This is a genomic window from Bacillus sp. FSL R5-0434, from assembly GCF_038004745.1.
Lineage (GTDB): Bacteria > Bacillota > Bacilli > Bacillales > Bacillaceae > Bacillus > Bacillus halotolerans.
Genome location: NZ_JBBORV010000001.1, coordinates 3,918,077 through 3,941,814 on the forward strand (window position 1 = coordinate 3,918,077; position 23,738 = coordinate 3,941,814).

Annotated in this window: 20 protein-coding genes, 4 pseudogenes and 4 riboswitches; of the genes and pseudogenes, 12 read left to right on the forward strand and 12 right to left on the reverse strand. The window is 45.4% G+C overall.

All coding sequences use genetic code 11. The annotated features are described in order from the left end of the window. Positions 1-67 precede the first annotated feature (67 nt). Positions 68-904: a YitT family protein gene (locus tag NYE43_RS20385; RefSeq protein WP_003218811.1), complete on the reverse strand. Its 837-nt coding sequence runs from the start codon at positions 902-904 to the stop codon at positions 68-70. Positions 905-973: 69 nt separating this feature from the next. Then, positions 974-1,076: riboswitch (guanidine-I (ykkC/yxkD leader) on the reverse strand. 391 nt (positions 1,077-1,467) lie between these two features. On the opposite strand from NYE43_RS20385, the gene NYE43_RS20390 reads away from it, so the two are divergent. Continuing rightward, positions 1,468-2,010, forward strand: a complete 543-nt coding sequence (locus NYE43_RS20390; protein ID WP_142367090.1) for a DUF4352 domain-containing protein — start codon at positions 1,468-1,470, stop codon at positions 2,008-2,010. Between the two features lie 74 nt (positions 2,011-2,084). Here NYE43_RS20390 and galE read toward each other — a convergent pair whose 3' ends face one another. After that, entirely contained in the window at positions 2,085-3,104 is a 1,020-nt protein-coding gene (galE, locus tag NYE43_RS20395; protein ID WP_024123360.1) for a UDP-glucose 4-epimerase GalE, read from the reverse strand. A 112-nt stretch (positions 3,105-3,216) separates the two neighbouring features. Next, positions 3,217-3,723 carry a YbhB/YbcL family Raf kinase inhibitor-like protein gene (locus NYE43_RS20400; protein WP_101859742.1) on the reverse strand — a complete coding sequence of 169 codons (507 nt, stop codon included), beginning with the start codon at positions 3,721-3,723 and terminating at the stop codon, positions 3,217-3,219. A gap of 127 nt (positions 3,724-3,850) precedes the next feature. Between NYE43_RS20400 and NYE43_RS20405 the strand changes: the two genes are divergently transcribed. The 9 genes and pseudogenes from NYE43_RS20405 to NYE43_RS20440 all read left to right on the forward strand — a co-directional run bounded on the left by NYE43_RS20405 (position 3,851) and on the right by NYE43_RS20440 (position 10,407). Further along, on the forward strand, positions 3,851-4,729 hold the full coding sequence (locus NYE43_RS20405; RefSeq protein WP_101859741.1) for a LysR family transcriptional regulator: 879 nt from the start codon (positions 3,851-3,853) through the stop codon (positions 4,727-4,729). A 69-nt stretch (positions 4,730-4,798) separates the two neighbouring features. Then, a pseudogene (locus NYE43_RS21765) lies at positions 4,799-4,885 on the forward strand (DUF1453 domain-containing protein); the annotation flags it as partial. Then, a pseudogene (locus NYE43_RS20410) lies at positions 4,885-5,244 on the forward strand (response regulator transcription factor); the annotation flags it as partial. The pseudogenes NYE43_RS21765 and NYE43_RS20410, both read left to right, overlap by 1 nt. Before the next feature lie 49 nt (positions 5,245-5,293). Next, positions 5,294-6,526 (forward strand): peptidase T, encoded by a 1,233-nt coding sequence (gene pepT / locus NYE43_RS20415; protein WP_024123364.1) that lies wholly within the window; start codon positions 5,294-5,296, stop codon positions 6,524-6,526. Between the two features lie 107 nt (positions 6,527-6,633). Further along, positions 6,634-6,759, forward strand: coding sequence for a hypothetical protein (locus NYE43_RS20420; protein ID WP_010332428.1), 126 nt, complete (start codon positions 6,634-6,636; stop codon positions 6,757-6,759). A gap of 277 nt (positions 6,760-7,036) precedes the next feature. Continuing rightward, positions 7,037-7,315: pseudogene (locus tag NYE43_RS20425) on the forward strand (hypothetical protein). A gap of 151 nt (positions 7,316-7,466) precedes the next feature. Beyond that, positions 7,467-7,622: pseudogene (locus NYE43_RS20430) on the forward strand (LURP-one-related/scramblase family protein); the annotation flags it as partial. A gap of 66 nt (positions 7,623-7,688) precedes the next feature. Beyond that, positions 7,689-7,795: riboswitch (SAM riboswitch) on the forward strand. An 84-nt stretch (positions 7,796-7,879) separates the two neighbouring features. Beyond that, positions 7,880-9,013, forward strand: a complete 1,134-nt coding sequence (locus tag NYE43_RS20435; protein ID WP_341062560.1) for a 5-methyltetrahydropteroyltriglutamate--homocysteine S-methyltransferase — start codon at positions 7,880-7,882, stop codon at positions 9,011-9,013. A 68-nt stretch (positions 9,014-9,081) separates the two neighbouring features. Further along, a riboswitch (SAM riboswitch) is annotated at positions 9,082-9,189 on the forward strand. Positions 9,190-9,267: 78 nt separating this feature from the next. Further along, positions 9,268-10,407, forward strand: a complete 1,140-nt coding sequence (locus NYE43_RS20440; RefSeq protein ID WP_059335375.1) for a 5-methyltetrahydropteroyltriglutamate--homocysteine S-methyltransferase — start codon at positions 9,268-9,270, stop codon at positions 10,405-10,407. Positions 10,408-10,454: 47 nt separating this feature from the next. On the opposite strand, the gene NYE43_RS20445 is transcribed toward NYE43_RS20440, so the two are convergent. The 6 genes from NYE43_RS20445 to NYE43_RS20470 all read right to left on the reverse strand — a co-directional run bounded on the left by NYE43_RS20445 (position 10,455) and on the right by NYE43_RS20470 (position 16,626). Continuing rightward, complete coding sequence (locus NYE43_RS20445) at positions 10,455-11,849, reverse strand: sigma-54 interaction domain-containing protein (protein ID WP_255002341.1); 1,395 nt, start codon at positions 11,847-11,849, stop codon at positions 10,455-10,457. A gap of 80 nt (positions 11,850-11,929) precedes the next feature. Continuing rightward, positions 11,930-12,703 carry a 3-hydroxybutyrate dehydrogenase gene (locus tag NYE43_RS20450; RefSeq protein WP_326373983.1) on the reverse strand — a complete coding sequence of 258 codons (774 nt, stop codon included), beginning with the start codon at positions 12,701-12,703 and terminating at the stop codon, positions 11,930-11,932. Between the two features lie 17 nt (positions 12,704-12,720). Beyond that, positions 12,721-13,377 carry a CoA transferase subunit B gene (locus NYE43_RS20455; RefSeq protein ID WP_024123370.1) on the reverse strand — a complete coding sequence of 219 codons (657 nt, stop codon included), beginning with the start codon at positions 13,375-13,377 and terminating at the stop codon, positions 12,721-12,723. Further along, positions 13,374-14,087 (reverse strand): CoA transferase subunit A, encoded by a 714-nt coding sequence (locus NYE43_RS20460; protein WP_326366034.1) that lies wholly within the window; start codon positions 14,085-14,087, stop codon positions 13,374-13,376. Before NYE43_RS20460 ends, NYE43_RS20455 begins: the two co-directional genes overlap by 4 nt. Before the next feature lie 24 nt (positions 14,088-14,111). Then, the gene (locus NYE43_RS20465; protein WP_341062563.1) at positions 14,112-15,551 is read right to left on the reverse strand and encodes a GntP family permease; all 1,440 of its coding nucleotides are present in this window, start codon (positions 15,549-15,551) and stop codon (positions 14,112-14,114) included. A 232-nt stretch (positions 15,552-15,783) separates the two neighbouring features. Beyond that, positions 15,784-16,626: a methyltransferase domain-containing protein gene (locus NYE43_RS20470; RefSeq protein WP_341062752.1), complete on the reverse strand. Its 843-nt coding sequence runs from the start codon at positions 16,624-16,626 to the stop codon at positions 15,784-15,786. A gap of 895 nt (positions 16,627-17,521) precedes the next feature. Next, positions 17,522-17,623, forward strand: a riboswitch (purine riboswitch). A gap of 127 nt (positions 17,624-17,750) precedes the next feature. Between NYE43_RS20470 and NYE43_RS20475 the strand changes: the two genes are divergently transcribed. After that, positions 17,751-18,944 carry a NupC/NupG family nucleoside CNT transporter gene (locus tag NYE43_RS20475; protein ID WP_095712686.1) on the forward strand — a complete coding sequence of 398 codons (1,194 nt, stop codon included), beginning with the start codon at positions 17,751-17,753 and terminating at the stop codon, positions 18,942-18,944. 42 nt (positions 18,945-18,986) lie between these two features. Here the strand turns inward: NYE43_RS20475 and NYE43_RS20480 are convergent, their stop codons facing one another. The 3 genes from NYE43_RS20480 to NYE43_RS20490 all read right to left on the reverse strand — a co-directional run bounded on the left by NYE43_RS20480 (position 18,987) and on the right by NYE43_RS20490 (position 22,210). Continuing rightward, positions 18,987-19,661, reverse strand: coding sequence for a DUF3298 and DUF4163 domain-containing protein (locus NYE43_RS20480; protein WP_341062564.1), 675 nt, complete (start codon positions 19,659-19,661; stop codon positions 18,987-18,989). A gap of 148 nt (positions 19,662-19,809) precedes the next feature. Then, the gene (locus NYE43_RS20485; protein WP_024123376.1) at positions 19,810-20,100 is read right to left on the reverse strand and encodes a hypothetical protein; all 291 of its coding nucleotides are present in this window, start codon (positions 20,098-20,100) and stop codon (positions 19,810-19,812) included. A 49-nt stretch (positions 20,101-20,149) separates the two neighbouring features. Beyond that, positions 20,150-22,210: a catalase gene (locus tag NYE43_RS20490; protein WP_103672447.1), complete on the reverse strand. Its 2,061-nt coding sequence runs from the start codon at positions 22,208-22,210 to the stop codon at positions 20,150-20,152. Positions 22,211-22,417: 207 nt separating this feature from the next. Between NYE43_RS20490 and citH the strand changes: the two genes are divergently transcribed. Continuing rightward, the gene (gene citH / locus NYE43_RS20495; RefSeq protein WP_010332446.1) at positions 22,418-23,698 is read left to right on the forward strand and encodes a citrate transporter CitH; all 1,281 of its coding nucleotides are present in this window, start codon (positions 22,418-22,420) and stop codon (positions 23,696-23,698) included. Positions 23,699-23,738 lie beyond the last annotated feature (40 nt).

Below are 23,738 nucleotides of genomic sequence, written 5' to 3' on the forward strand. Positions count from 1 at the left end.
GAGACGCGATACAGAAGCAATGGTTCTAAACAAATAGATCCCTCTGCGTCTGCGCAGAGGGACCTCCTTATTTTGAAATATCCACAAACCCTTCACCAAACACATCGCGCACATCATGAACGATCACAAACGCTTTTTTGTCACAGCTTCTGATGATTTTCTTCAGCATAGAAAGCTCCTGTTTGTTAATGACAATATACAAAATCTCTTTTGACTCGCCCGTATAATTTCCCTTTCCTGATAAAATGGTGACGCCCCGGTCCATCAGCGTATTAACCTGCTCGGCAATTTCACCTTTATTTTCCGATATGACAGTAATCGCTTTTTTCGTATTCAATCCTTCAATAATGAAGTCCATCACTTTTGTTCCGATATACAGCATCACAATCGTAAACATCATTTTTTCCGCACCAATAATAAAATAAGAGCTGAAGACAACAATTAAATCAAAAAAGAGCAGGGCGTAACTGATATTCCAATCTAAATATTTATTGGCAATTCTGGCCAGAATGGCGGAACCGGCTGTTGTGCCGCCGACCCGAATGATCATGCCGATCCCGACACCCGCAAACACCCCTGCGAAAATCGTGTTAATGATCAGCTCATCAGACGGTGTGCTCCACCCGTGTGTCAGATGCAGAAAAAGCGAGTTTGCTGCCACGGCGATAATCGTATAAACCGTGGTTTTCCCGTCGAGAAATTTATATCCGATCAATAGCAGAAAAGCGTTTAATATAAAGTTTGTCACCCCGGGAGACCATTGAAACACATAATACAAAATCAGCGTAATCCCCGTAACGCCGCCTTCCCCAAGATCATTGGGAATCGCGAATAAATTCACAGCAAGCGCGAAGAAAAAAGCGCCAATCACAAGCATCAGCACATCAAGCATTTTCTTTTTCATCACAGAACACTCCTTCTTCAGATAGTATCAACAAAAAAACCCAGGAGTACGCTCTCGCAAAAGAGCAGAAACTCCTGGGCTTTTATCCCACCGTGTCATAACAGCCAGACTGTTATGTGTTTTCTCTCGGTCACAGGCCAATATGCATTGCGGAACCCTAGAAAACCAATGTTTTAGCATATCCTTTTCACTTTCCAATATTAGCATTATAAGGGACTGAGCAAATAGGTTCAAGGGGTATTTGCGGAGATTTAAGTGCAAGTTAAAATTCAAGAAAATACAAATTAGCTATTAACATATGAATGATATAGACGATAAGAAAATAAGCATGTATTTTCATAAGAAAATATAACTAACAACGATAAATAATATAATAAATTCATAATTTTGTATTGACTAAGTGAAATAATATAGGCATTATAGTACATATGTTTTGTGTATTTAATTACATAGGAGGAAATATAATGGCAGGAAAACTAGTCCCTTGTAAAGCTTGCGGTCAAGAAATTGCAAAAGGTGTAAAAAAATGTCCTAACTGTGGTAAGGATCAGCGTAACTTTTTTATGAGACATAAAATTATTACGTTTATTCTGGCAGTTGTTGTCATCATTATTATCGGTAATGTTATTGGTGGCGGAGGCGATTCAGAAGCCACTTCCAAAACATCAAGCAGCAGCAAAGCTGAAACTGAAAAAACATACAATATCGGTGATACTGTTAAGACTGAGAAAACTGAAGTGACAGTTACAAAAGTAGAAGACAGAGATTCTGTTGGCACTCAATATATTGAAAAGAAAGCATCTGATGGAGGTACTATTGTAGCTGTTCAATATACAATTAAAAACGTATCCAAAAAGCCGATAAGTTCTTTTTCAATTCCAACTGTTAAATTAGTTGATGGTGATGGCACTTCTTATGATTCTGATATTGATGCTTCTTCAACCTATGCAACTGAGACAAAAGTTGATAACTCTAAAATATTGAGTGATCTAAATCCTAATATTAAAGTAACAGATGTGAAAGCTTTTGAAGTCGACAAGGAAGCTTATGCAAAAGGAACTTGGAAACTCAAATTCAGCAATGATGTAATTGTGAAAATCAAATAATAGCAGACAAGGGTGCCTTAACAGGCACCCTTTTTCTCTAAAAAAGGCCTTCTCTGTTGAGAAGGCCTCCATTCTTATTTCAGACTCTTGTACCCATTCACATTCGAAGACTGCCATCTCCAAGAATCGGCACACATTTCTTCAAGGCCTCTTTTTGCTTCCCAGCCCAGTTCCCGCTTGGCTTTTGCAGGATCTGCGAAGCAGGTTGCAATGTCTCCGGGGCGGCGGTCCGCAAATTGATACGGAACCTCTTTCCCTGATACTTTTTCAAAGGCTTTGACCATTTCAAGCACACTGTAGCCCGTGCCTGTTCCGAGGTTGTATGCATCAGCTCCGGTGGAGTTCAATACTTTTTCCAGCGCTTTGACGTGGCCTTCTGCGAGATCGACGACATGAATATAATCGCGCACGCCTGTCCCGTCTTTGGTCGGATAATCATTTCCGAATACGCTTAACTGCTCCAGCTTGCCAACGGCTACCTGCGCCACATATGGCATCAGGTTATTTGGAATGCCGTTCGGATCTTCACCGATTCGTCCGCTCGGATGCGCGCCGAATGGATTAAAGTAGCGCAGCAGGGCAACGCTCCACTCATTGTCAGCCGTATGCACATCACGCAAAATTTGTTCAAGCATGAGCTTCGTCTGTCCATAAGGGTTTGTTGCACCTAATGGAAAGTCTTCCGTAATCGGTGATGTTTCCGGTACGCCGTATACCGTTGCGGAAGAACTGAATACGATTTTCTTAACGCCGTATTTCTCCATGATTTCACATAAAATAAAGGTTCCCGTGAGATTGTTATGGTAATATTTGAGCGGAATCGCAACAGACTCACCGACTGCTTTTAACCCCGCAAAATGAATCACAGCCTCAATCTCGTTTTCTGCAAAAACCGAATCTACCGCTTCCCGATCCAATAGATCCGCTTCATAGAACGTTAACTCTTTTCCTGTAATCTCTTTGACACGATTCAGCGCCTCAGCTGAACTGTTGGACAAATTATCAAGAACGACAATCTCATAGCCGCTGTTCAATAACTCCACACATGTGTGGCTTCCGATGTATCCGGCGCCGCCTGTAACAAGTATTGCCATGATGTAAACCCTCCTAAAAAATGACCTGATTTTATTATATAGTGTTTAGAACCGGGCTACATCCATTTTTAAGAAGTTTAATCGTTTATTAATGGTTTTTTCATATTTCATCTTAAACCCTTGCGATTAATTTGATAGATCTTTCAGCGAGAATATGCCCTTTCATTTTTTTATAGAGCTGGTTCATATAAAAGCCCGTCTGAAGATTCAGCTCAGTATCTAAAGCATAAACCGTCAGCGTATATGTATGATCCTCGTCAGGCGGCGTCGGCCCGCAATACTGATGAATCACCTTTGGATTGATGCTTCCCGCAAGCGGTGAAGCAAAGCTGTTTTGCCCTTGTACCATCAAGTCCTGTCTTTCCTCGCTCGCATGTTCAGGAAGCTCTCCGATGTGCGCCGGAATGTTCGCCGCTACCCAGTGAATCCAGCTGAATCCGCATACGGGAATGGCGTCATGATCGATGAAAGTCAGTGCGAGTGTCTTTGCGCCAGGCGGGATGTCCTCAAAACGAATCGGAAAGGATACAAATGGATTCCCCTCCCTCTTCCATTTTTCTTCTGCGTATTTTGAGTACTTGTCATGTAAATATGGATTTGCTTCTACGTATATGTTCATGTGATTCCCTCTCTCTTTTTTCGTTCTATAGGTATACTAAACGAATGGATGTATAATCAGTGATAAGCAAATACGCATTTTCACTTAACAATTTGTTATCAATTACTTGCAATGAAGGAGGTATTTCATGGATTTAAAATGGCTGCAAACCTTTATTGCCGCAGCAGAATCAGAAAACTTCAGGGAGACGGCTGAGTGTCTATATCTCACACAGCCGGCTGTTTCTCAGCATATGAGGAAATTGGAAGATGAACTGGACATGCAGCTGTTTTTGCATAGCGGAAGAAGAGTTGTCCTCACTGACGAAGGCAGGCTGTTTTTGCCTTATGCCAAAGAAATGATCAATGCATACCAAGCCGGAAAGCACAAAGTCAGCCAATGGAAGCAGGGGTACAGCCGGGCACTTACACTGGCCGTACACCCCTACATCGCGTCCTATATATTGCCTCGCTTTCTGCCCGCCTATATCCAAAAACATCCGCATGTCGAGCTTTCAACTCATGTAGCTGAATCTGACGATATCAAACTAGCGGTAGAACACAATGAAGCTGATATTGGTTTGTCGCGAAAAGACCCGAACTCCGGCACTCTTTATTATCAGCACATATGCGAAGGCACGCTGTGTCTGGCTGCTCCTTTCCAAGAAAGCAGGCCTGCGGATGCTGCATCTGTCTTTAGCCGCTATCGGCTGCTTACGCATGAGCATCCGTCATATGGGGATGCCTTTTCAGACCGGATCCGTTCACATTACCCGCATCTTCAAACGATGGCTGTCGGGCAGACTGATACGGCTGTTCATATGACGAAAGCGGGAATGGGTGCCTCTTTCCTCCCCACCTACATCATCAAACAGGAAGAGGAGGAAAAAAAGCTGATGGCTGTAAACACGCCGCCGCATCTTGAATTGCCGGCGTCCCGGACATTTATGATGTGGAAAAGAAATAGTGAAGACATTCAGCATTTTCACGCCATGCTGCAGGACTTCATGCAGTCCGAACAGGTCTAAAATCAATCTGCCGGTTGACGTTTTCTTTTCCTAGAATCGTTATACTTATGGCAGAAAGGATTTGATGATATGGCGATGAGCCCATATTTTTTTATTGTATTTATACTTATTATCTTATCGATGTACCGGGAAAGAACTGTAAAGCCCGGGAAACTGCAGGCGCAGTCGGTTACCTGCTGAAGGACACGCTTCCTGAAGAACTGATAGACGCCATTCGGGCTGCCTTCAGAGGCAAAGCGATTTTCCGCACAGTCACAGCCGCTAAAATCATCACTGAGACATTCCGCGCAAAGCAACAGCCTCATGCTGAAGAGCTGGCAGAGCCATTTACCAAAAGAGAGCTTGAGGTTCTTCAGCAAATGGCCTATGGCTTGAGAAATGAGGATATTGCCGACAAGCTTTTTGTCAGTGAAAGCACCGTCAAAACCCACGTGCATCGAATTCTGCAAAAATGCAATGCCCAAGACCGGACTCAGGCAGTCGTTTTTGCCATTCGAAACGGCATTGTGAAATAGATATCTCTCATCCCGGCATGGTAGAATAAAACAAAGGAGATGATTGGAAATGAAACAAGACATCATTGAACGGTTTACTACATACGTAAAAGTCGACACGCAGTCCGATGAATCAGTCGACACCTGCCCTTCCACACCCGGCCAATTGACGTTAGGAAACATGCTTGTTGAGGAATTAAAGTCAATCGGCATGGAAGACGCAGCCATTGATGAAAACGGCTATGTCATGGCGACCCTTCCTTCCAATACTGACAAAGACGTGCCGACGATCGGCTTTCTTGCCCACGTCGACACCGCCACAGACTTTACCGGCAAAAATGTGAATCCGCAAATCGTTGAAAGCTACGATGGAAAAGACATCACGCTCAACGAAAAGCTGCAGGTCATCCTATCGCCTGATCAATTCCCTGAACTGTCGGGCTACAAAGGCCACACCCTGATCACCACAGACGGTACAACCCTTCTCGGCGCTGACAATAAGGCTGGCATCGCCGAAATCATGACAGCCATGGATTATCTCATCAAACATCCTGAAATCAAGCACGGCACCATCAGAGTTGCATTTACACCTGATGAAGAAATCGGCAGAGGCCCGCACAAATTTGATGTTGGGCGATTCAATGCCTCCTTTGCCTATACCGTTGACGGCGGCCCGCTCGGTGAGCTTGAATATGAAAGCTTCAATGCTGCCGCGGCGAAAATCACGATCAAAGGCAACAATGTACATCCCGGCACGGCAAAGGGCAAAATGGTCAACTCTGCGAAGATCGCAATGAAGCTGAACAGCATGCTGCCGGCAGATGAGGCACCTGAGTATACAGAGGGCTACGAAGGCTTCTATCACCTGCTTTCCATTCAGGGAGATGTAGAAGAGACCAAACTCCACTACATTATCAGAGACTTTGACAAAAACATCTTCCAAAACAGAAAAGAAACTATGCAGCGCATCGTTGAAGAGCTCCAGAACGAATACGGACAAAATCGCATTCAGCTTGATATGAACGATCAATACTACAACATGAGAGAAAAAATTGAGCCTGTCATTGAAATCGTCAACATTGCCAAACAAGCGATGGAAAACCTCGGCATCGAACCGAAAATCTCTCCGATCCGCGGCGGCACGGACGGTTCGCAGCTTTCCTATATGGGACTCCCAACGCCGAACATCTTTACCGGCGGGGAAAACTTCCACGGCAAATTTGAATACATCTCAGCCGACAACATGGTCAAAGCCGTAAATGTCATCGTTGAGATTGCAAAGCTGTTTGAAGAACAGGCGTAAGCTGAGAAACCAGTCCAAAAAAGGACTGGTTTTTTTGCGTGAAAATGAAACATTTTAAAAGCTCTGTCCGTAAAACAACTATCAACGGATGAGGAGGAAATGCAAAGATGAAGAACACAATTGCCGCAAAAAGCCTGTTCAAAAAATGGATGATTTCCCGCCCGCTCAAAATGCAAACAAAACGATCAAACCCATTTAAAAAAATAAGAAGAATGTTCAAACGCTTTTTCTGACCCTTCGCCGGACTCCCCTCAAATCAGCCAACCATTCCAATTTTCCGCCCAAATGCTCCGTAATTTGGGTTTTTTGTGTTCAATTCCTCAAAATAGGGTATACATCAAACAAAGAAGAACACATTATCCATATATAGTTAATTTGAATTACAGAAATTTAGGTTAAAAGTTATATAAAGGAATTCATTTTAACGTCGATAGTAACTATAGAACCAATCAAAAGGAAAAACACAGGCTTAATGCAAGACTATTTTCAGGTCATCGGAGAAAAGGATTTTTGAGGGATACGCATTTATTATTAGTTGATTTAGAATTTTTTGAATACTTTTAGACGTTTTATCCGTACAATAGAGAATACCAAAACTTTTTTTGGGAGGTATGTAAAATGATCCTATTTATTATCATCGCATTATGTGGCTATCTTCTCTTTTCATTCAGCAAAGACAATAGACGAAAACCGCAAAAGACAAGCCCTCTTCCTGCACCCGTTCCTCATCATAATAACCTAATCGACCTTGACGCCATCCGCCAAAAACGCCGGATGCATCTTTCCTAAGACATACCATATAAAATGAAAAGGCTGCAGATATATGCAGCCTTTTCGTTATTCCTGGAACCTATCCAAACAAAAGGAGACTTCAGTAATGATCGAATGATTGATGAAACAACGGATCTTTTCGTTTAAAGATGCTTTTCACATTTACAGCCAGAATGTGCGGATGTCTGTCAGCAAAAAGCGGCTCAGCTGGGGTGATACGTATCGCCTCCAGATTGGACATGAGGCAGATATGCTGATTTGCACAGCCATCGCGATTGTGCTGGATATGGTATTGTATGACGGTGAAGATAAGTCAATTTTCTAAAAAACTGTTGACAATTCATGCAAAAATACTAATATTAAGATAATTGAAAATCCAATAAGAAGATTTACCTTATCAAGAGAGGTGGAGGGACTGGCCCTATGATACCCGGCAACCGCTGTTTTACACAGAATGGTGCTAAATCCTTAAGAACATCGCGTTCTTGCAGATGAGGCAGAGATTTGATCGTTCAAGCTCTTCCTTACACAAAGGAAGAGCTTTTTTCATGCAGCAAACATTTTAGAAAAGAGGCGAATGATATGGCTCAACAAGTAAACCTTGCAGCACAGAAATCAGAAAAACAAAAGAAAGCCCCTTTCCGCGCCGATCATGTCGGCAGTTTATTACGATCCACCCCAGTAAAAGAGGCGCGGCAAAAACAAGCGGCCGGCGAGATCACGGCAGAACAGCTTCGTGATATTGAAAATAAAGAAATCACCCGCATTGTCGAAAAGCAAAAGGAAATCGGCCTAAACGTTGTAACCGACGGAGAGTTCCGCCGTTCGTGGTGGCATTACGATTTCCTGGAAGGGCTCGACGGAGTGGAACCGTTCATCCCGGCTGAAGGAATTCAGTTCCATAACGCGAAAACAAAAGCCCGCAGCATTAAGGTGACGGGAAAACTGGATTTCACCAGCCATCCGGCGCTTGCCGATTATCAATTTTTACACAGCATTGCCGGAGATGCGACAGCAAAACTGACAATTCCAAGTCCGAATATGCTGTTTTTCGGTGAAAAAGCTGATCAAGGCGTATATCCCGATCAGGAGGAATATTTTCATGATCTGGCCCAGGCGTACAAAAAAGCGATTAACGCTTTCTATGATGCGGGCTGCCGCTATCTTCAGCTCGATGATACGTCATGGTCTCTCTTCTTTGAAGAAAAAGGCAGAGAGGTTGTCCGAGCCCTCGGCGGTGATCCGGAAACATTGCCTGCGTTGTTTGCCAAAACGATTAACGATGCAGTGGCGGACCGTCCTGACGACTTAACGGTCACGATGCACATTTGCCGCGGCAACTTCCGTTCAACTTGGGCGGCATCTGGAGGCTACGACGCTGTAGCGGAAACGATTTTGGACGGTTTAAACCTGGACGGCCTGTTCTTGGAATACGATGATGACCGCTCCGGAAACTTTGACCCGCTTCGTTTTGTCAAACGCAAGGATCTGCAGATTGTCTTAGGCTTGATTACATCCAAATACGGAGAACTTGAGGACCCAGAGGATGTCAAACGCCGAATCAGCGAAGCTGCGCGCTTTGTCAGCTTAGATCAGCTTTGCTTGAGCCCGCAGTGCGGTTTCGCTTCAACAGAAGAAGGAAACCTTTTGACTGAGGAGCAGCAGTGGGCGAAGCTCCGTCGTGTGGTCGACATTGCCAATGATGTGTGGAAATAATCTATCATTGACAGAAAAGAGAAATGTGTGAATAATAGATACTATCAGAAAATTTCATAAAAAGGTTTTCCTTATCAAGAGAGGTGGAGGGACTGGCCCTGCGATACCCGGCAACCGCTGTTTAACAGAATGGTGCTAAATCCTTTAGAGCAGATTTTTGCTCTAGAAGATAAGGTTGAGATTGTTCACGCAAGCTCTTCCTTATCCAAAGGAAGAGCTTTTTTATATTCGAATGGAAAGAAGGAATGAACAACATGTCACAGCAAACAACACCCGCAGAACAAAAACAATCGCTTCAGAGAAAAAAAACGCCGTTTCGCGCGGATCAAGTCGGAAGCCTGCTGAGATCTGAGCCCGTCAAAAAAGCGCGGCTGCAAAAGGCGGCCGGCGAAATCACTGCCGAACAGCTTCGCCAGATTGAAAACGATGAAATCATCCGCATTGTGGAAAAACAAAAAGAAACCGGCCTGAACGTCGTGACAGACGGGGAATTCCGCAGAGCGTGGTGGCATTTTGATTTCCTTGAAAATCTGGATGGCGTTGAGCCGTTTATACCCGAACAGGGTATCCAGTTCCATAATGTACAGACAAAAGCACGCGGCATCAAAGTGACAGGCGATATTGATTTCTCAAATCACCCAATGCTCGAAGATTACTCATTTTTACATGGCATCGCTGGTGATGCAACGCCAAAAATGACAATTCCAAGTCCGAATATGCTCTTTTTCCGCGGCAGATTGGAAAAGGATGCATACAAAAACGATTATGCTCTTTTCCAGCATGATGTATCAAAAGCGTATAAAAAAGCGATTCAAGCGTTTTATGACAGAGGCTGCCGCTACCTCCAGCTTGATGATACGGCATGGGCTGTTTTCTTATCTGAAAAAGGTTTGAAACAAGTGGAAGCATTCGGAACAACGCCTGACGAGCTTCGCCAGCTGTTTGCGAAGTCAATCAATGACGCAATTGCCGACCGTCCGGATGATATGACCATTACCATGCATATTTGCCGCGGCAACTTCCAGTCCACTTGGACAGCTGAAGGCGGTTATGATGCGGCGGCGGAAACCATTTTTGACGGCTTGAATCTGGACGGGCTTTTCTTAGAGTATGATGATTCACGCTCAGGCGGATTCGAACCGCTTCGTTATGTGAAACGCTCTGATCTTCAGCTTGTCCTAGGCTTGGTGACATCTAAATTCGGTGAGCTTGAACATCCTGATGACGTGAAACGCCGTATCGAAGAGGCGTCCCGTTATGTCAGTCTAGATCAGTTGTGCCTGAGTCCGCAATGCGGATTCGCTTCGACTGAGGAAGGCAACAAGCTGACCGAGGAACAGCAATGGGCGAAGCTGCGCCATGTTGTTGAGATCGCTAACGATGTTTGGAAATAAGGAACAGAAAAACACACTTGATTCCCTGACGGGGCAAGTGTGTTTTTTTATGCCTGCTCAATTTGATAGGCTTTGCATTTTTCATATAAGCTTGTTTTTCCTATGCCTAATAGCTTTGCTGCCTTTATTTTATTGCCGTCTGCTGCGGCAAGCGCCTCGATGATCGCGTTTTTTTCCGCCTCAGCGATTGTCTCTTTTAATGGCTGTATAGATTGATATTCCCGGATTTTGATTGTTCTTTGGATGGGTTGATCTTCAGGAGTGAGATTCAGGTGTTTCGGTTCGATTCGTTTGCCGTCGAGGACGTTGACAGCCCGTTCTAGGACATTTTCCAATTCTCGTATGTTTCCCGGCCAAGAATAGCTCTGAAGCACTGCAATTGCTTCTTTAGAAAGCTCCAAGCCATCAAAGCCAAATTTCCGTTCAAGTTTTTTTAATAGAAGCCCCGCGATCGGCACTACATCCTCTATGCGCTCTCTTAAGGACGGGATTTGAATGTTGATCACATTCAGTCGGTAATAGAGGTCTTGCCGGAAGTCTCCTTCCCGGACCATTTCTTCGAGGTTTCGGTGTGTCGCCGCAATCACTCGTACATCTATTGGGACCGGGCTTCTTGCGCCGATCCGCTCTATCTCTTTCTCCTGCAGTACGCGAAGGATTTTGCTTTGCATATGCAGCGGCATATCACCTACTTCATCAAGGAAAATGGTTCCTTGATGTGCAAGTTCGAATTTTCCTTTTTTCCCGCCTTTTTTTGCCCCCGTAAAAGCGCCGTCTTCGTATCCGAACATTTCTGATTCAAACAAATGCTCTGGGATCGAGGCGCAGTTGACGCGCAGAAAGGGAGCATACCGGCGGCGGCTGTTCTGATGGATGGCGTGTGCAAACAGCTCTTTTCCCGTGCCTGATTCTCCTAAAAGCAAAACGGCCGATTGGCTGTCAGATACCCGTTCAGCCAGCCGTTTCGCTTCCATAAAAAGAGGACTGTTTCCGATCAAGTCGCCAAAGTGGTATTTACTGAAAAGCTCTTTTTCGTATCTATTTTTGTAGTAATTGAGTTCATTGAGGAGGGGTTTAATTTTTCTTGAATAATCCATCCATTCCTGCGGATTGCGAAACATAACGGTTCCGACCGCTCCTACAAGCTGCTGGTTCACATAGAGCGGATACCGGTTGGCGATCATTTCGCTGCCGTTAATCGGATGAATAGCGGCAGCCTCTGTCCGCCCCGTCTTCGCCACGATGTGCATTCTCGAGTTTTCAATCACGTCCTGAACGGGTTTCCCTATCGCTTCTTCCTCTGTTTTTTTTAAAAAGTCACAGTACGCCGGATTGATATAGAGAATTTTCCCCTCATGATCAACCACAACAATACATTCCGCCGCAAGGTTGATGATTTCATCCAGCCATTCAAAGGGTAATCTTTTAATAGAATGTTTCATCTCCCTGTCGCTCCCGTCACATTTTGTAATCGCTTTCAACCTTATGATAAACGAGAGCCTCCTATGAATACAAGAATCTATTATTGAGCTGTGTAGCCTCCATCCAGCACGACCGCCTGCCCTGTGACGCCTTTCGCCTTTTCACTCGCCAAAAATACGGCATAATCAGCAATTTCTTTCACCGAGAGAAGACGTTTTTGCGGCACAAGCGGAAAAATCACCTCTTCCAGAACCGATTCATAGGGAACATTTCTTGTTTTAGAAAGATCGCTCAGCTGATTGCGGACAAGCTGTGTGTCCACATATCCCGGGCAGAGTGCATTCACCGTAATCCCGTGGGGCGCGCCTTCCAGCGCCCCCACCTTTGTCAGCCCAATGACGCCATGCTTTGCGCTGTTATAAGCGGCTTTTCCCGCAAACCCCACCAGTCCGTTCACAGACGCGATATTGATGATCCTGCCGAACTGCTGTTTTTTCATAAGGGGAAAGACATGCTTCATCGCGATGAATGGCGCGGTCAGCATGACGCGAATAAGCTGTTCAAACCGTTCTGTCGGAAACTCTTCAATCGGCGCGACATGCTGCATGCCTGCGTTATTCACCAAAGTATCCAAACGTCCGTATCGGGTCTTGATAGTATGGACGATATCAGAGATTTGCTCTTCCTTTGTTACGTCACATGGAATGCCCGTGGCGCTAAAGCCTTCCTCGTTCAGCTTGGCAGCGGCCTCACCGCACGCTTTTGGATTTACATCTGAAATAATGACATCGGCGCCTTCCCGGGCGAATTCCTTTGCGATTTCAAATCCGATTCCGCCGGCTGCGCCTGTCACAAGAGCGACTTGTTTTTTCATGACATACACCTTCCTGCTCAAGATTTTTGCCGGATGACTGACTGGCTTACGGCGAAGTCAGCTTCAGTTTTCTCATATACCTCTTCCAGCGTGACACCGTCCTGGAGCTCAGTCAATGTCATATGTCCATTATCAAAATCAAAAACAGCTAAATCAGTAATCAGCCGATGAACGACTTTCTGTCCTGTCAGCGGGAGGGAGCATTGTTTTTTCACCTTCGATTCCCCATGTTTATTGACGTGCTCCATGATGACGACGATTCGCTTTGCCCCGTTGACCAAGTCCATAGCGCCGCCCATTCCCTTCACCATTTTGCCCGGAATCATCCAGTTCGCCAAATCCCCTTGCTCAGAAACTTCCATACCCCCAAGGATGGCCAGGTCGATATGCCCGCCTCGTATCATCGCAAAGGATTCCGCGCTGTCAAAATAGGATGCGCCTGTTACGGCGGTGATCGTTTCTTTCCCCGCATTTATCAGATCCGGGTCTTCCGTTCCTTCCAGCGGATACGGGCCGATCCCGAGCAAACCGTTTTCTGATTGAAGCATTACATGCACGCCCTCGGGTATCTCATTTGCGACAAGTGTCGGCATCCCTATCCCAAGATTGACGTTCATACCGTCTTTTATTTCCTTTACAGCACGTTTGACCATTCGTTTTCTGGCTTCCTTCATTGTGCCGCCTCCTTTCCCTTCGCTTGCTGAACGGTTCGTTTTTCAATCCGCTTTTCATGTGTGCCGAGCACAACATGCTGTACGTAAATACCAGGCGTGTGGATGTGGTCGGGATCGAGTTCTCCCGCCTCAACAATTTCTTCTGCCTCGGCAATTGTGATCTTTCCCGCCATGGTGGCAACCGGATTGAAGTTTCTTGCCGTTTTCCGAAAAACTAAATTTCCCATGGTGTCCGCTTTCCACGCTTTTACAATGGCGACGTCCCCAGTAATTCCTTTTTCTAACACATATGTGCGTCCGTCAAAGGTTTTATGCTCTTTCCCGTCAGCGATGGTGGTTCCGGCGCCTGTGGCTGTATAAAATCCCGGTATGCCTGCTCCTCCTGCTCGGATTCTTTCAGCGAGCGTCCCTTGGGGAACCAATTCCACTTCCAATTCTCCGCTTAAAAATTGCTTTTCAAAAATTTTGTTTTCGCCAACGTAGGAGGCGATCATTTTTTTGATTTGCTTGTTTGCCAGCAGAAGGCCGAGCCCCCAATCATCGACTCCGCAATTATTGCTGACGACGGTTAAATCTTTTACCCCTTTATCCCTTATCGCCAGAATGAGCTGCTCGGGAATTCCGCACAGTCCGAATCCGCCCGCGATCAGTGTATCCCCCTCCCGAATGAGTTCTGCGGCTTCCTTACTTGATGACAGCACTTTTCCCATATCTGATTCCCCTTTCGTTTTGTCCTATACAAGGCCCGTCAAACTGTAAATCGCGATAATCACAAATACGGCGGCGGTTTTGATGAGAGTAATCGCAAAAATATCCCGATACGATTGGCGATGGGTCAGACCCGTCACAGCCAGCAGGGTGATCACCGCCCCATTATGCGGAAGCGTATCCATGCCTCCTGACGCCATTGAAATGACCCGGTGCATCACTTCAGGCGGTATGTGATAGGTCTGAATCGCTTTCAAATATTGATCAGACATCGCACTTAACGCGATTCCCATTCCCCCTGAGGCCGATCCGGTGATCCCTGCCAGCGTTGTTGTCGTCACAGCTCCGTTTACAAGCGGATCCGTAAACGTATGTGAAATGCCGCTGCTCAGCTTATGAAACCCCGGCAGCGCAGCAATGATACCGCCGAAACCATACTCGGCGCCTGTATTCATCGATGCAAGCAAAGCGCCGCCGATCCCTTCATTCAGTCCTTCCTTTAGCTGTCCAAACACTTTTCTCCAATCAAACAAAATGGTTGCGATGATTCCGATCAGGAGGGCCAGCTCCACTGACCAAATGGCAACCGCGGAGGAGATATCAAGTTTCCCGAACTCTCCCAATCCTATGGCGGAAAAATCAAATTCATTCGGATACCATTTGGGAAGGAACGTGGTGAAACATTTATTCATCACACCAACGAGAATAAGAGGAACAAAAGCGAGTGCGTGCCGGACCTTACTGGTGTCAGACTCTAAGACCGGCCGGCTTTGTTCCGAGGCAAGATCAGATGGCTCACGCGCGGCAGAAATCTCCGATTGAAAACCGGCGTAACCTTCGCCCGATTTCTCTGCTTTTTTGCGCCTCGATTCCAAGTAGAGCATACCCGCAGCCAGCACAAACACCGCACCGATCATACCAAGCCAAGGGGCGGCGTAAATGTCTGTTTTGAAAAACGTCGTAGGAATCACATTTTGGATTTGCGGTGTACCCGGCAGTGCATCCATTGTAAAGGTAAATGCCCCGAGAGCAATCGTTCCCGGTATGAGGCGCTTCGGGATGTCAGCTTCTTTGAACATATTTTTCGCAAAGGGGTATACAGCAAAGACGACAACAAACAGGCTGACTCCGCTGTACGTTAAAATGGCGCCCATCAATACGATAGCGAGTGTTGCTCGTTTCGCCCCAACCAGTCTGACAATAGTCTTCGCAATGGAAGCCGCCAAGCCGGACATCTCGACAACCTTTCCGAAAATGGCGCCAAGCAGAAATACTGGAAAGTACAGCTTAATAAACCCCGCCATCTTTTCCATAAATATGGTTGAGAAAAAAGGAAGCACAAAGCTTGGATCTGTCAGCAGCACAGCAAATAAGGCGCAAATCGGAGCAAACAAAATGACTGAAAATCCCCGATAGGCGACAAACATCAGCAAACCCAAAGCCAAAAGAATAATAATAATGTCCACAAACATCCCTCTTTTCCGCTTGTCTGAGAAAAGGAAAGCGTTTACAAAATATCCCCTCCCTTTCCGTCATTTCTCATGCAAGTTCTGTGCCAGTTGCCAGAACACCATTTCAAGCCTTTCCCTTTCCATATTTACGGAAAATGCGAGATAACTATTCCAATCCGGTGGAAATTTCCGTTTTTGCGGAAAACAAGAAAGGAAAGCTCCTTTTTTGGGAGCTTTCCTCTATCACTCATATCGTTCCGATTAATACATCGACATCAACTGTCAGCTGAGCCGATTCCATTTTTCTAAACTGGTTGATGTTTTCAGCCGATGCGGACCAGGCTAACGGTGTCATGTTCAGAAGCCAGTCTATGCCTTGCTGATGAAGCGTTTTGATATAGCGCAGCCTCATCAGATGATCGAGCTGAAAATGTGTTGTAAAGCGCTCAATTGCAGGGGTATTGGAATAGGTTCGTCTTTCTGAATCTGCGTATAAAACCTGCCTTAGTTCTGTTAAATAATCCTTTTGAGGAACAACCTTTATAACCAAACCATCTTTCTTCAGCAGTCTGTGAAACTCTGCATAATTTGAAGGTGAGAAAATCGATAGAATGACATCAAATTGCCGGTCTTGAAAGGGCGCATTAGCTACATCGGCTACGGCCCACAGCATTCCGCCACTATTTTTTGAAGCCCGTAAAATGCCATCCTTGGCAATATCAATCCCAATTCCGTGAACTGTTTTCTTCTTTTGAAGCAGATCGCAAACCGCTTTCAAGTGGGTCCCCTCACCGCATCCGCAGTCTAAAATGGTTAACGTCTCTTTTTCAGACTTCCGGTCACTGATCAAGTCAGCTATTGCCTGATGAAGCGGTGCAAAAAAATGATACTCTGCCATCAGCCGGCTTCTTGCTTCGAAAAGCCCCGCCCGATAGCTGCTTTTGACCGGCTTTGTCAGGAAATTCACGTACCCATGCCGGGATATATCAAACGTGTGCCCGCTCGTTAAACAAATCAAACTTTTCCATGATGTGACTTTCATAGAAGAATCACAAATCGGGCATCGAAATTGAGAGACAAATTGATTCATATAAGCAGCATGCTTCTTTATGTTTGACACAAAAAACACCTCATTCATTCGTTTTTAAATAAATGAAAAAGGCATAGACAAATAAACCTGGACCTATCTAACTTTTTGGCCAGGTCTGGAAAGTCGTCTATACCTGTCATTATCTATAACGAATGAATTGAATAATCATAAAAAAGAACTCCTTTTTGCTGCATAGAGGGTTTCCCCGCTATTATGATACATCAATCATCCAGAAATAGGAACCAGATTCTCAACGACAGGCGGCTGCCCGAACTCCTCACTGTTCAGAAGGTCAATTAATAAGCAGACTGCAATCTTCCTTCTTTCTCTAACTGAATGAATTGATCAGCATCAGGAAAATCCTCTTTACGAACGGATCGGATTTCAGTTTGCAGCCGGGTATCAATCAATCCGGGATACAGCTGATCCGCCTGCTCCAGACTGATGCTTTTAGAAAATGAACCCTGCCCCGCTTTTGACGTGCGGCAGCAGCTTTGTGAAGGCAGCAGATATTTAGCTGGAAGCTGACGAGATATTCATGATTCGCTTATCCGTTTTGATGTGCTTGTTGCGCTTCATAAAATGGAGGTGATCACCATAGGTTAATTGATCTGCAGGTATTTGTATCATCTCCTCCGCTTCATGTTGTTCGATCAGCCTTTGATTAGGCTGTCTTGACATACAGTACAGCCGATGGTCAGCATGTATTCATTTCTTCACCAATTCCTCTTGACGTGCCTGTGATGATGAAATGCTTCATTCCTGATCACAATTTCAGCATAGCAATCCAATGTGATTTTCCTTTATTTTCTCGACTTCGAAATATAAATTTATTATTTTGAAAATAGTTAAAAAGGTTGATTTTCAAAAAGTGAAAGGATAAAATACTGCTATCATCTTAGAAAAAAGACATTCTTGTATATAATCAGTAATAAGGTCTGATTGTTTCTACCTAGTAACCGTAAAAAACTAGACTACAAGAAAGTTTGAATAAATTTGAACGAGTTGAAAAGGACAAGTTCTTTTCTGTTTGCTCTTATTTTTCACACTTTCTGCACTTCCAGAATTTGTGAAGGATAAGGGCTTTTTTCATTTCCATAATAAACCTCATAGGAGTTGCTATCATGTACTTTTTATTAAACCTTGTCGGTCTCATTGTGATTATGGCAGTTGTGTTCCTATGCTCCCCGCAGAAAAAGAAAATCCAGTGGCGTCCAATCATTACGTTAATTGTTCTGGAGCTTTTGATTACGTGGTTTATGCTGGGGACAAAAATTGGCAGCTGGGCCATCGGACAAATTGGAAATTTCTTCACTTGGCTGATTGCTTGTGCCAGTGACGGGATCGCGTTTGCCTTCCCTTCTGTGATGGCAAATGAAACGGTAGACTTTTTCTTCAGCGCACTTCTTCCAATTATTTTCATCGTCACATTCTTTGACATCTTAACATATTTCGGCATTTTGCCATGGCTGATTGATAAAATAGGCTGGGTGATCTCAAAGGCTTCCCGCTTGCCGAAATTAGAAAGCTTTTTCTCTATTCAAATGATGTTCTTGGGAAATACAGAAGCTCTGGCAGTCATTCGCCAGCAGCTCACAGTATTAAACAACAACCGCCTGCTCACATTCGGCTTAATGAGCATGAGCAGCATCAGCGGCTCCATTATTGGATCTTACCTGTCAATGGTGCCGGCGACATACGTGTTTACAGCGATTCCTTTAAACTGCTTAAACGCACTGATTATCGCAAACCTGCTGAATCCAGTGCATGTGCCGGAGGATGAAGACATCATCTATACGCCGCCTAAAGAAGAGAAGAAAGACTTTTTCTCTACAATTTCTAACAGTATGCTTGTCGGCATGAACATGGTCATCGTTATTTTGGCAATGGTGATTGGATATGTGGCGTTAACGTCAGCAGTCAATGGCATTCTTGGTGTTTTCGTACACGGCCTGACCATTCAGACGATTTTTGCTTATCTCTTCAGTCCTTTTGCATTCCTGCTTGGGCTGCCGGTACACGATGCGATGTATGTCGCTCAGCTGATGGGAATGAAATTGGCAACGAACGAGTTTGTTGCGATGCTTGACTTGAAAAATAATCTGAAAACACTGCCCCCTCACACAGTTGCGGTAGCGACGACATTCCTGACGTCATTTGCCAACTTCAGTACTGTCGGCATGATTTACGGAACGTACAACTCGATCCTTGACGGCGAAAAGTCAACCGTGATCGGGAGAAACGTGTGGAAGCTGCTCGTCAGCGGAATTGCGGTATCTTTACTAAGTGCTGCGATTGTCGGCCTGTTTGTGTGGTAGAAACATTGAGCCATATCCCTTTTAAGGATATGGCTCTTTTGATTATTGATAAATAGAGGAAGGCACCTGTACATCCCGGATTCCGGCTGCATATGGTCCTAAGTCATACTGACCGAAGACGATGGCGATTCCGTTTTTCGTAAAGTAAAACGTTGTGTCTTGGTTAAGGGTAATATCCTCTTTCTTTACATCAGGGAAAAACAGCGTGTCATGTTTTTTGATATAGCTGTATAGGTAATCTTTCGTTTTGCTGACTTTTGTTTTGGTATTCAGAATCTGATTCAGTGTCACCCGCTTTTGTGTGTTCAAGTCATAGTTGAAGGACTGAACAGACGTTAAACCATGGGCGCCGCCTGAATAGATATAATTGAGCGTTTGTATGCTGAGCTTGCCAGCCGCATTATATTTGACGCTGAAGGATGTTTGATATTCCGCGTTGAAGCCCTGCTGTTCGCCTGCTTTTTTGTTTTTCAGGTATTCTTGATACGATTGTTCAATGTAGGCTTTCAGCTCTTGATTGATGTTTTTTTCAAACGCGGCATTCCCGAAGTGATGCACCTGAGGATACTTTAATTCCTTGATCTTTTTGTACGTATGGCTGCTTACAGTCGGCGTTTTCGCTTGAACCGCTTGTAAAGATGGGGCCGCATATGCAAATACACTAAAAAGCAAAATAGCAGCAGCTACCGCATATTTCATCATTTTGTTCCATTTCATACAATCTCCTCCTTTTTGATCTTCTTTGTTTATCATTCCCTTTTTTCTGTAACGCACACTTTTATAGACTGATGAAGTGAAAAGAAGTTTCTAGGTCGATCTGCTCGATTTTTCCCAAATAAAAAAGAGACAACATACTGTCTCTTTTTTACTGTTTACGCTCAGCAATCACTTCGTGAACCGCTTGTGCCAAATCAATATTCCCAAACATCTCTAACACCGCAATGACGGTCTGGTCAGGTATGTGTTCTGACTCGTTCTTCGGCACGATCAGTTCTTCCACTGTTTTTTTCAAGCTTTCATTCAGCTTTTGCTGCGGATATGCTTTGGCATATAGCTCCAACGGATCAAGATCATGGTTCACACACCATTGGGCAAACACTAATATCATCATATTTTCGTCGCGCTCGTAAGCCTCTGCGAGCTGTTTTTCGTTCATATGTCATGCTCCTTATGAAAAGTATCTTCCTCTAAGATACAGGAGCGAATCAAATTCGTCTATCCCAATGGCGGTGGGCGGCAACTGCTTCGATAAACGCTTTGCTAAAGCCGGTGTAATCATCTTCGTCTTTTGCCGTCACAACGCCCGGCTCCTCTGTTGTGCCGACAGCTGATTTGAGAAGGTCAACTCCTTCGTTTGCCGCGCCGACCGCCTTATAGTGATTGTAGGCTTCTCTGATAAATGCCATCGCTTGTTTATCTTCTTTTAATTCAGGTCCTCCTGCGGCATAAACCGCGTCATACAGAACAGAGTCTGTCGTCAGGAATGTGCCGCTGACCTCAAGCTGCTGTCCGGCGCCGCTTGTGATGTACCCCAGCGTTTGACTGATGATATCCGCTGTGATCCCTTCTTGTTTTAAGGTATCCAGCACTGTTTGCAGTTCTTTTTCATCAAAACCATTGCCGGCGAGAACCGCGACTTTTCTCGTTGACGCTGTTTTCACTGTACGGGCTTGGCTTAATGCAGGTGAGGTAAGGATTTCTTTTGATGCTTTGCGTTTCGCCGGCGGCGCCACACCTACTCCTTTGGCGATTTCTTCTGCCAAGACAGTATCTACGTTGCTGAAGACATCTACGACCTGCCGCTGCACATCTTTGCTTTTGACCTTCCCGACCTCGAAGCAAAAGGCAGAAATGATGTGCTTTTTCTCAACCGGTGACATGCTGTTCCAGAACAGTTTTGCCTGTGAGTAGTAATTATTGAAACTGTCGCTCCGCTGGCGGATTTTTCTGCCCTCTACTTTCTCCTGATAGTGGACGTAACCGCCTTCTTCGGCTGACGCAGGAGACGGGTCATTGTTCTGCAGAGAGTTTTTATGATAAGCGACCGGCCCCTTGTTGATGGTCATCCGGTGATAACCGTCGTACTGGTTGTTATGGAACGGACATACCGGGCGGTTAATCGGAATCTCGTGGAAGTTCGGGCCGCCAAGACGGATCAGCTGTGTATCCGTATAAGAGAAAAGCCGTCCCTGCAGCAGCGGATCATTTGTGAAGTCAATGCCCGGCACCACATTTCCCGGGTGGAATGCGACTTGCTCAGTTTCAGCAAATACATTATCCTGATTGCGGTTCAGCGTCATTTTCCCAATGATCTTCACCGGCACAAGCTCTTCCGGCCAAAGCTTCGTCGGATCAAGGATATCAAAGTCAAATTTGAATTCATCTTCTTCATCTATCATCTGCACGCCTAGCTCATATTCAACAACGTCGCCGTTTTCAATCGTTTCCCACAGGTCGCGGCGGTGGAAATCAGGGTCTTTTCCGGCAATTTTCTGCGCTTCATCCCATACGAGAGAATGCACGCCGAGCACCGGCTTCCAATGGAATTTCACGAAACGCGCCTTTCCTTGTTCGTTGACAAAACGGAACGTGTGAACGCCAAAGCCCTCCATCATCCGGTAGCTGCGGGGAATGCCTCTGTCAGACATCGTCCACATCACCATGTGAGCCGACTCTGGATTATTGGCGACAAAGTCCCAAAACGTATCATGAGCTGTCGCGGCCTGAGGCATTTCATTGTGCGGCTCAGGCTTAAACGCATGCACCAAATCCGGGAATTTGATCGCATCCTGAATAAAGAACACCGGAATATTATTGCCTACTAGATCATAGTTTCCTTCTTCAGTGTAGAATTTCGTCGCAAAGCCTCTGGCGTCACGCACCGTGTCAGCGGAGCCTTTGGAGCCCGCAACTGTTGAAAACCGGACAAATACCGGTGTCTTCACCGAAGGGTCCTGAAGAAATTTCGCCCGGGTGAATTCTGTCATCGGTTCGTAAACCTGAAAAAAGCCATGCACGCCATAACCGCGCGCATGCACGATCCGTTCAGGGATTCTCTCATGGTCAAAATGGGTCATCTTCTCCCGAAAGTGAAAATCCTCCATCAACGTCGGGCCGCGAACTCCGGCTTTTAACGAATGTTCGTCCTCAGACACCCGTACACCTTGGTTTGTCGTCATTTTCTTTCCGCTGTTATCGACCCTGTACTGTTCGAGCTGCTCGTCTTTTGAGTGTTCATTGACTCGTTTGTTTTGATCATCACTCATGTCTGCTCCCCCTTTTCCTATTCCAGATCTCAAAAATAAACATTCTACAGCACATTTACCCGTGGCGATCTGCATATAAACTGCTCATCTGCTCTCTAGGTTTTTAGGTCTACTTGTCAACATGAGGTCATAAATATTTGAAATAAGCCTTCTCGAAAGATGGAAGCGCTTACTAAAATTGTGCTGTTGAATGGGGGAGGTCATATCGTGCTTGCCATACTTGGTTTTGTGATGATCATTGTCTTCATGTATCTTATTATGTCTAACCGGCTTTCCGCTCTTATTGCCTTGATTGTCGTTCCTGTTGTGTTTGCCCTGATCAGCGGATTCGGCAAAGACCTGGGCGATATGATGCTTCAGGGTGTAACAGGCCTCGCTCCGACAGGCATCATGCTATTATTTGCGATCCTGTATTTCGGCATCATGATTGATTCAGGTTTGTTCGATCCGCTCATTGCCAAAATCTTATCCCTTGTCAAAGGAGATCCATTAAAAATCGCTGTCGGCACAGCGGTGTTGACGATGACCATTTCGCTGGACGGAGATGGGACAACAACGTATATGATTACCATTGCTGCGATGCTTCCGCTATACAAACGGCTCGGCATGAACCGGCTGGTGTTGGCGGGAATTGCAATGCTCGGGTCGGGAGTCATGAATATTATTCCGTGGGGAGGGCCGACTGCAAGGGTGTTGGCTTCTCTCAAATTGGACACGTCAGAAGTCTTCACTCCGCTGATTCCTGCTATGATCGCCGGCATTCTTTGGGTGCTTGCCGTAGCCTATATTCTAGGAAAAAAAGAACGGAAACGACTCGGCGTCATTTCAATTGAACACCAGCACGCCTCCGATCCGGATACAGCGCCGCTCAAACGCCCCGCTCTCCAGTGGTTTAATCTGCTGCTGACTGTCGTGCTGATGGCCGCTCTGATCACCAGCCTGCTCCCGCTTCCTGTTCTTTTTATGATCGCATTTGCTATCGCCTTGATGGTGAACTATCCGAATGTAAAAGAGCAGCAAAAGCGAATCTCAGCGCATGCAGGAAATGCGTTAAACGTTGTCTCCATGGTATTTGCCGCCGGCATTTTCACAGGCATTTTGTCGGGCACAAAAATGGTAGACGCCATGGCGCATTCTCTCGTATCACTCATCCCTGACGCCATGGGCCCGCATCTGCCCTTGATTACAGCAATCGTCAGCATGCCATTTACCTTTTTTATGTCGAATGATGCCTTTTACTTCGGTGTTCTGCCGATCATCACAGAAGCCGCCGCTGCTTACGGAATAGATGCCGCAGAAATCGGCAGAGCCTCTTTGCTGGGCCAGCCTGTGCATTTGCTCAGTCCTCTCGTTCCCTCCACTTATTTATTGGTCGGAATGGCAGGCGTCAGCTTTGGCGACCATCAAAAATTCACGATCAAATGGGCCGTGGGAACAACCATTGTGATGACGATTGCGGCACTGCTGATTGGGATTATTTCGTTTTAACGTGAGAAAAGGATTTCCGCTGCCGGAAATCCTTTTTTGG

Bases quoted from the DNA above. Each gene is read 5' to 3' on its own strand.
- NYE43_RS20385 (WP_003218811.1), bottom strand. From the start codon at position 904: ATGAAAAAGAAAATGCTTGATGTGCTGATGCTTGTGATTGGCGCTTTT.
- NYE43_RS20390 (WP_142367090.1), top strand. From the start codon at position 1,468: ATGAGACATAAAATTATTACGTTTATTCTGGCAGTTGTTGTCATCATT.
- galE (WP_024123360.1), bottom strand. From the start codon at position 3,104: ATGGCAATACTTGTTACAGGCGGCGCCGGATACATCGGAAGCCACACA.
- NYE43_RS20400 (WP_101859742.1), bottom strand. From the start codon at position 3,723: ATGAACATATACGTAGAAGCAAATCCATATTTACATGACAAGTACTCA.
- NYE43_RS20405 (WP_101859741.1), top strand. From the start codon at position 3,851: ATGGATTTAAAATGGCTGCAAACCTTTATTGCCGCAGCAGAATCAGAA.
- pepT (WP_024123364.1), top strand. From the start codon at position 5,294: ATGAAACAAGACATCATTGAACGGTTTACTACATACGTAAAAGTCGAC.
- NYE43_RS20420 (WP_010332428.1), top strand. From the start codon at position 6,634: ATGAAGAACACAATTGCCGCAAAAAGCCTGTTCAAAAAATGGATGATT.
- NYE43_RS20435 (WP_341062560.1), top strand. From the start codon at position 7,880: ATGGCTCAACAAGTAAACCTTGCAGCACAGAAATCAGAAAAACAAAAG.
- NYE43_RS20440 (WP_059335375.1), top strand. From the start codon at position 9,268: ATGTCACAGCAAACAACACCCGCAGAACAAAAACAATCGCTTCAGAGA.
- NYE43_RS20445 (WP_255002341.1), bottom strand. From the start codon at position 11,849: ATGAAACATTCTATTAAAAGATTACCCTTTGAATGGCTGGATGAAATC.
- NYE43_RS20450 (WP_326373983.1), bottom strand. From the start codon at position 12,703: ATGAAAAAACAAGTCGCTCTTGTGACAGGCGCAGCCGGCGGAATCGGA.
- NYE43_RS20455 (WP_024123370.1), bottom strand. From the start codon at position 13,377: ATGAAGGAAGCCAGAAAACGAATGGTCAAACGTGCTGTAAAGGAAATA.
- NYE43_RS20460 (WP_326366034.1), bottom strand. From the start codon at position 14,087: ATGGGAAAAGTGCTGTCATCAAGTAAGGAAGCCGCAGAACTCATTCGG.
- NYE43_RS20470 (WP_341062752.1), bottom strand. From the start codon at position 16,626: ATGAATCAATTTGTCTCTCAATTTCGATGCCCGATTTGTGATTCTTCT.
- NYE43_RS20475 (WP_095712686.1), top strand. From the start codon at position 17,751: ATGTACTTTTTATTAAACCTTGTCGGTCTCATTGTGATTATGGCAGTT.
- NYE43_RS20480 (WP_341062564.1), bottom strand. From the start codon at position 19,661: ATGAAATGGAACAAAATGATGAAATATGCGGTAGCTGCTGCTATTTTG.
- NYE43_RS20485 (WP_024123376.1), bottom strand. From the start codon at position 20,100: ATGAACGAAAAACAGCTCGCAGAGGCTTACGAGCGCGACGAAAATATG.
- NYE43_RS20490 (WP_103672447.1), bottom strand. From the start codon at position 22,210: ATGAGTGATGATCAAAACAAACGAGTCAATGAACACTCAAAAGACGAG.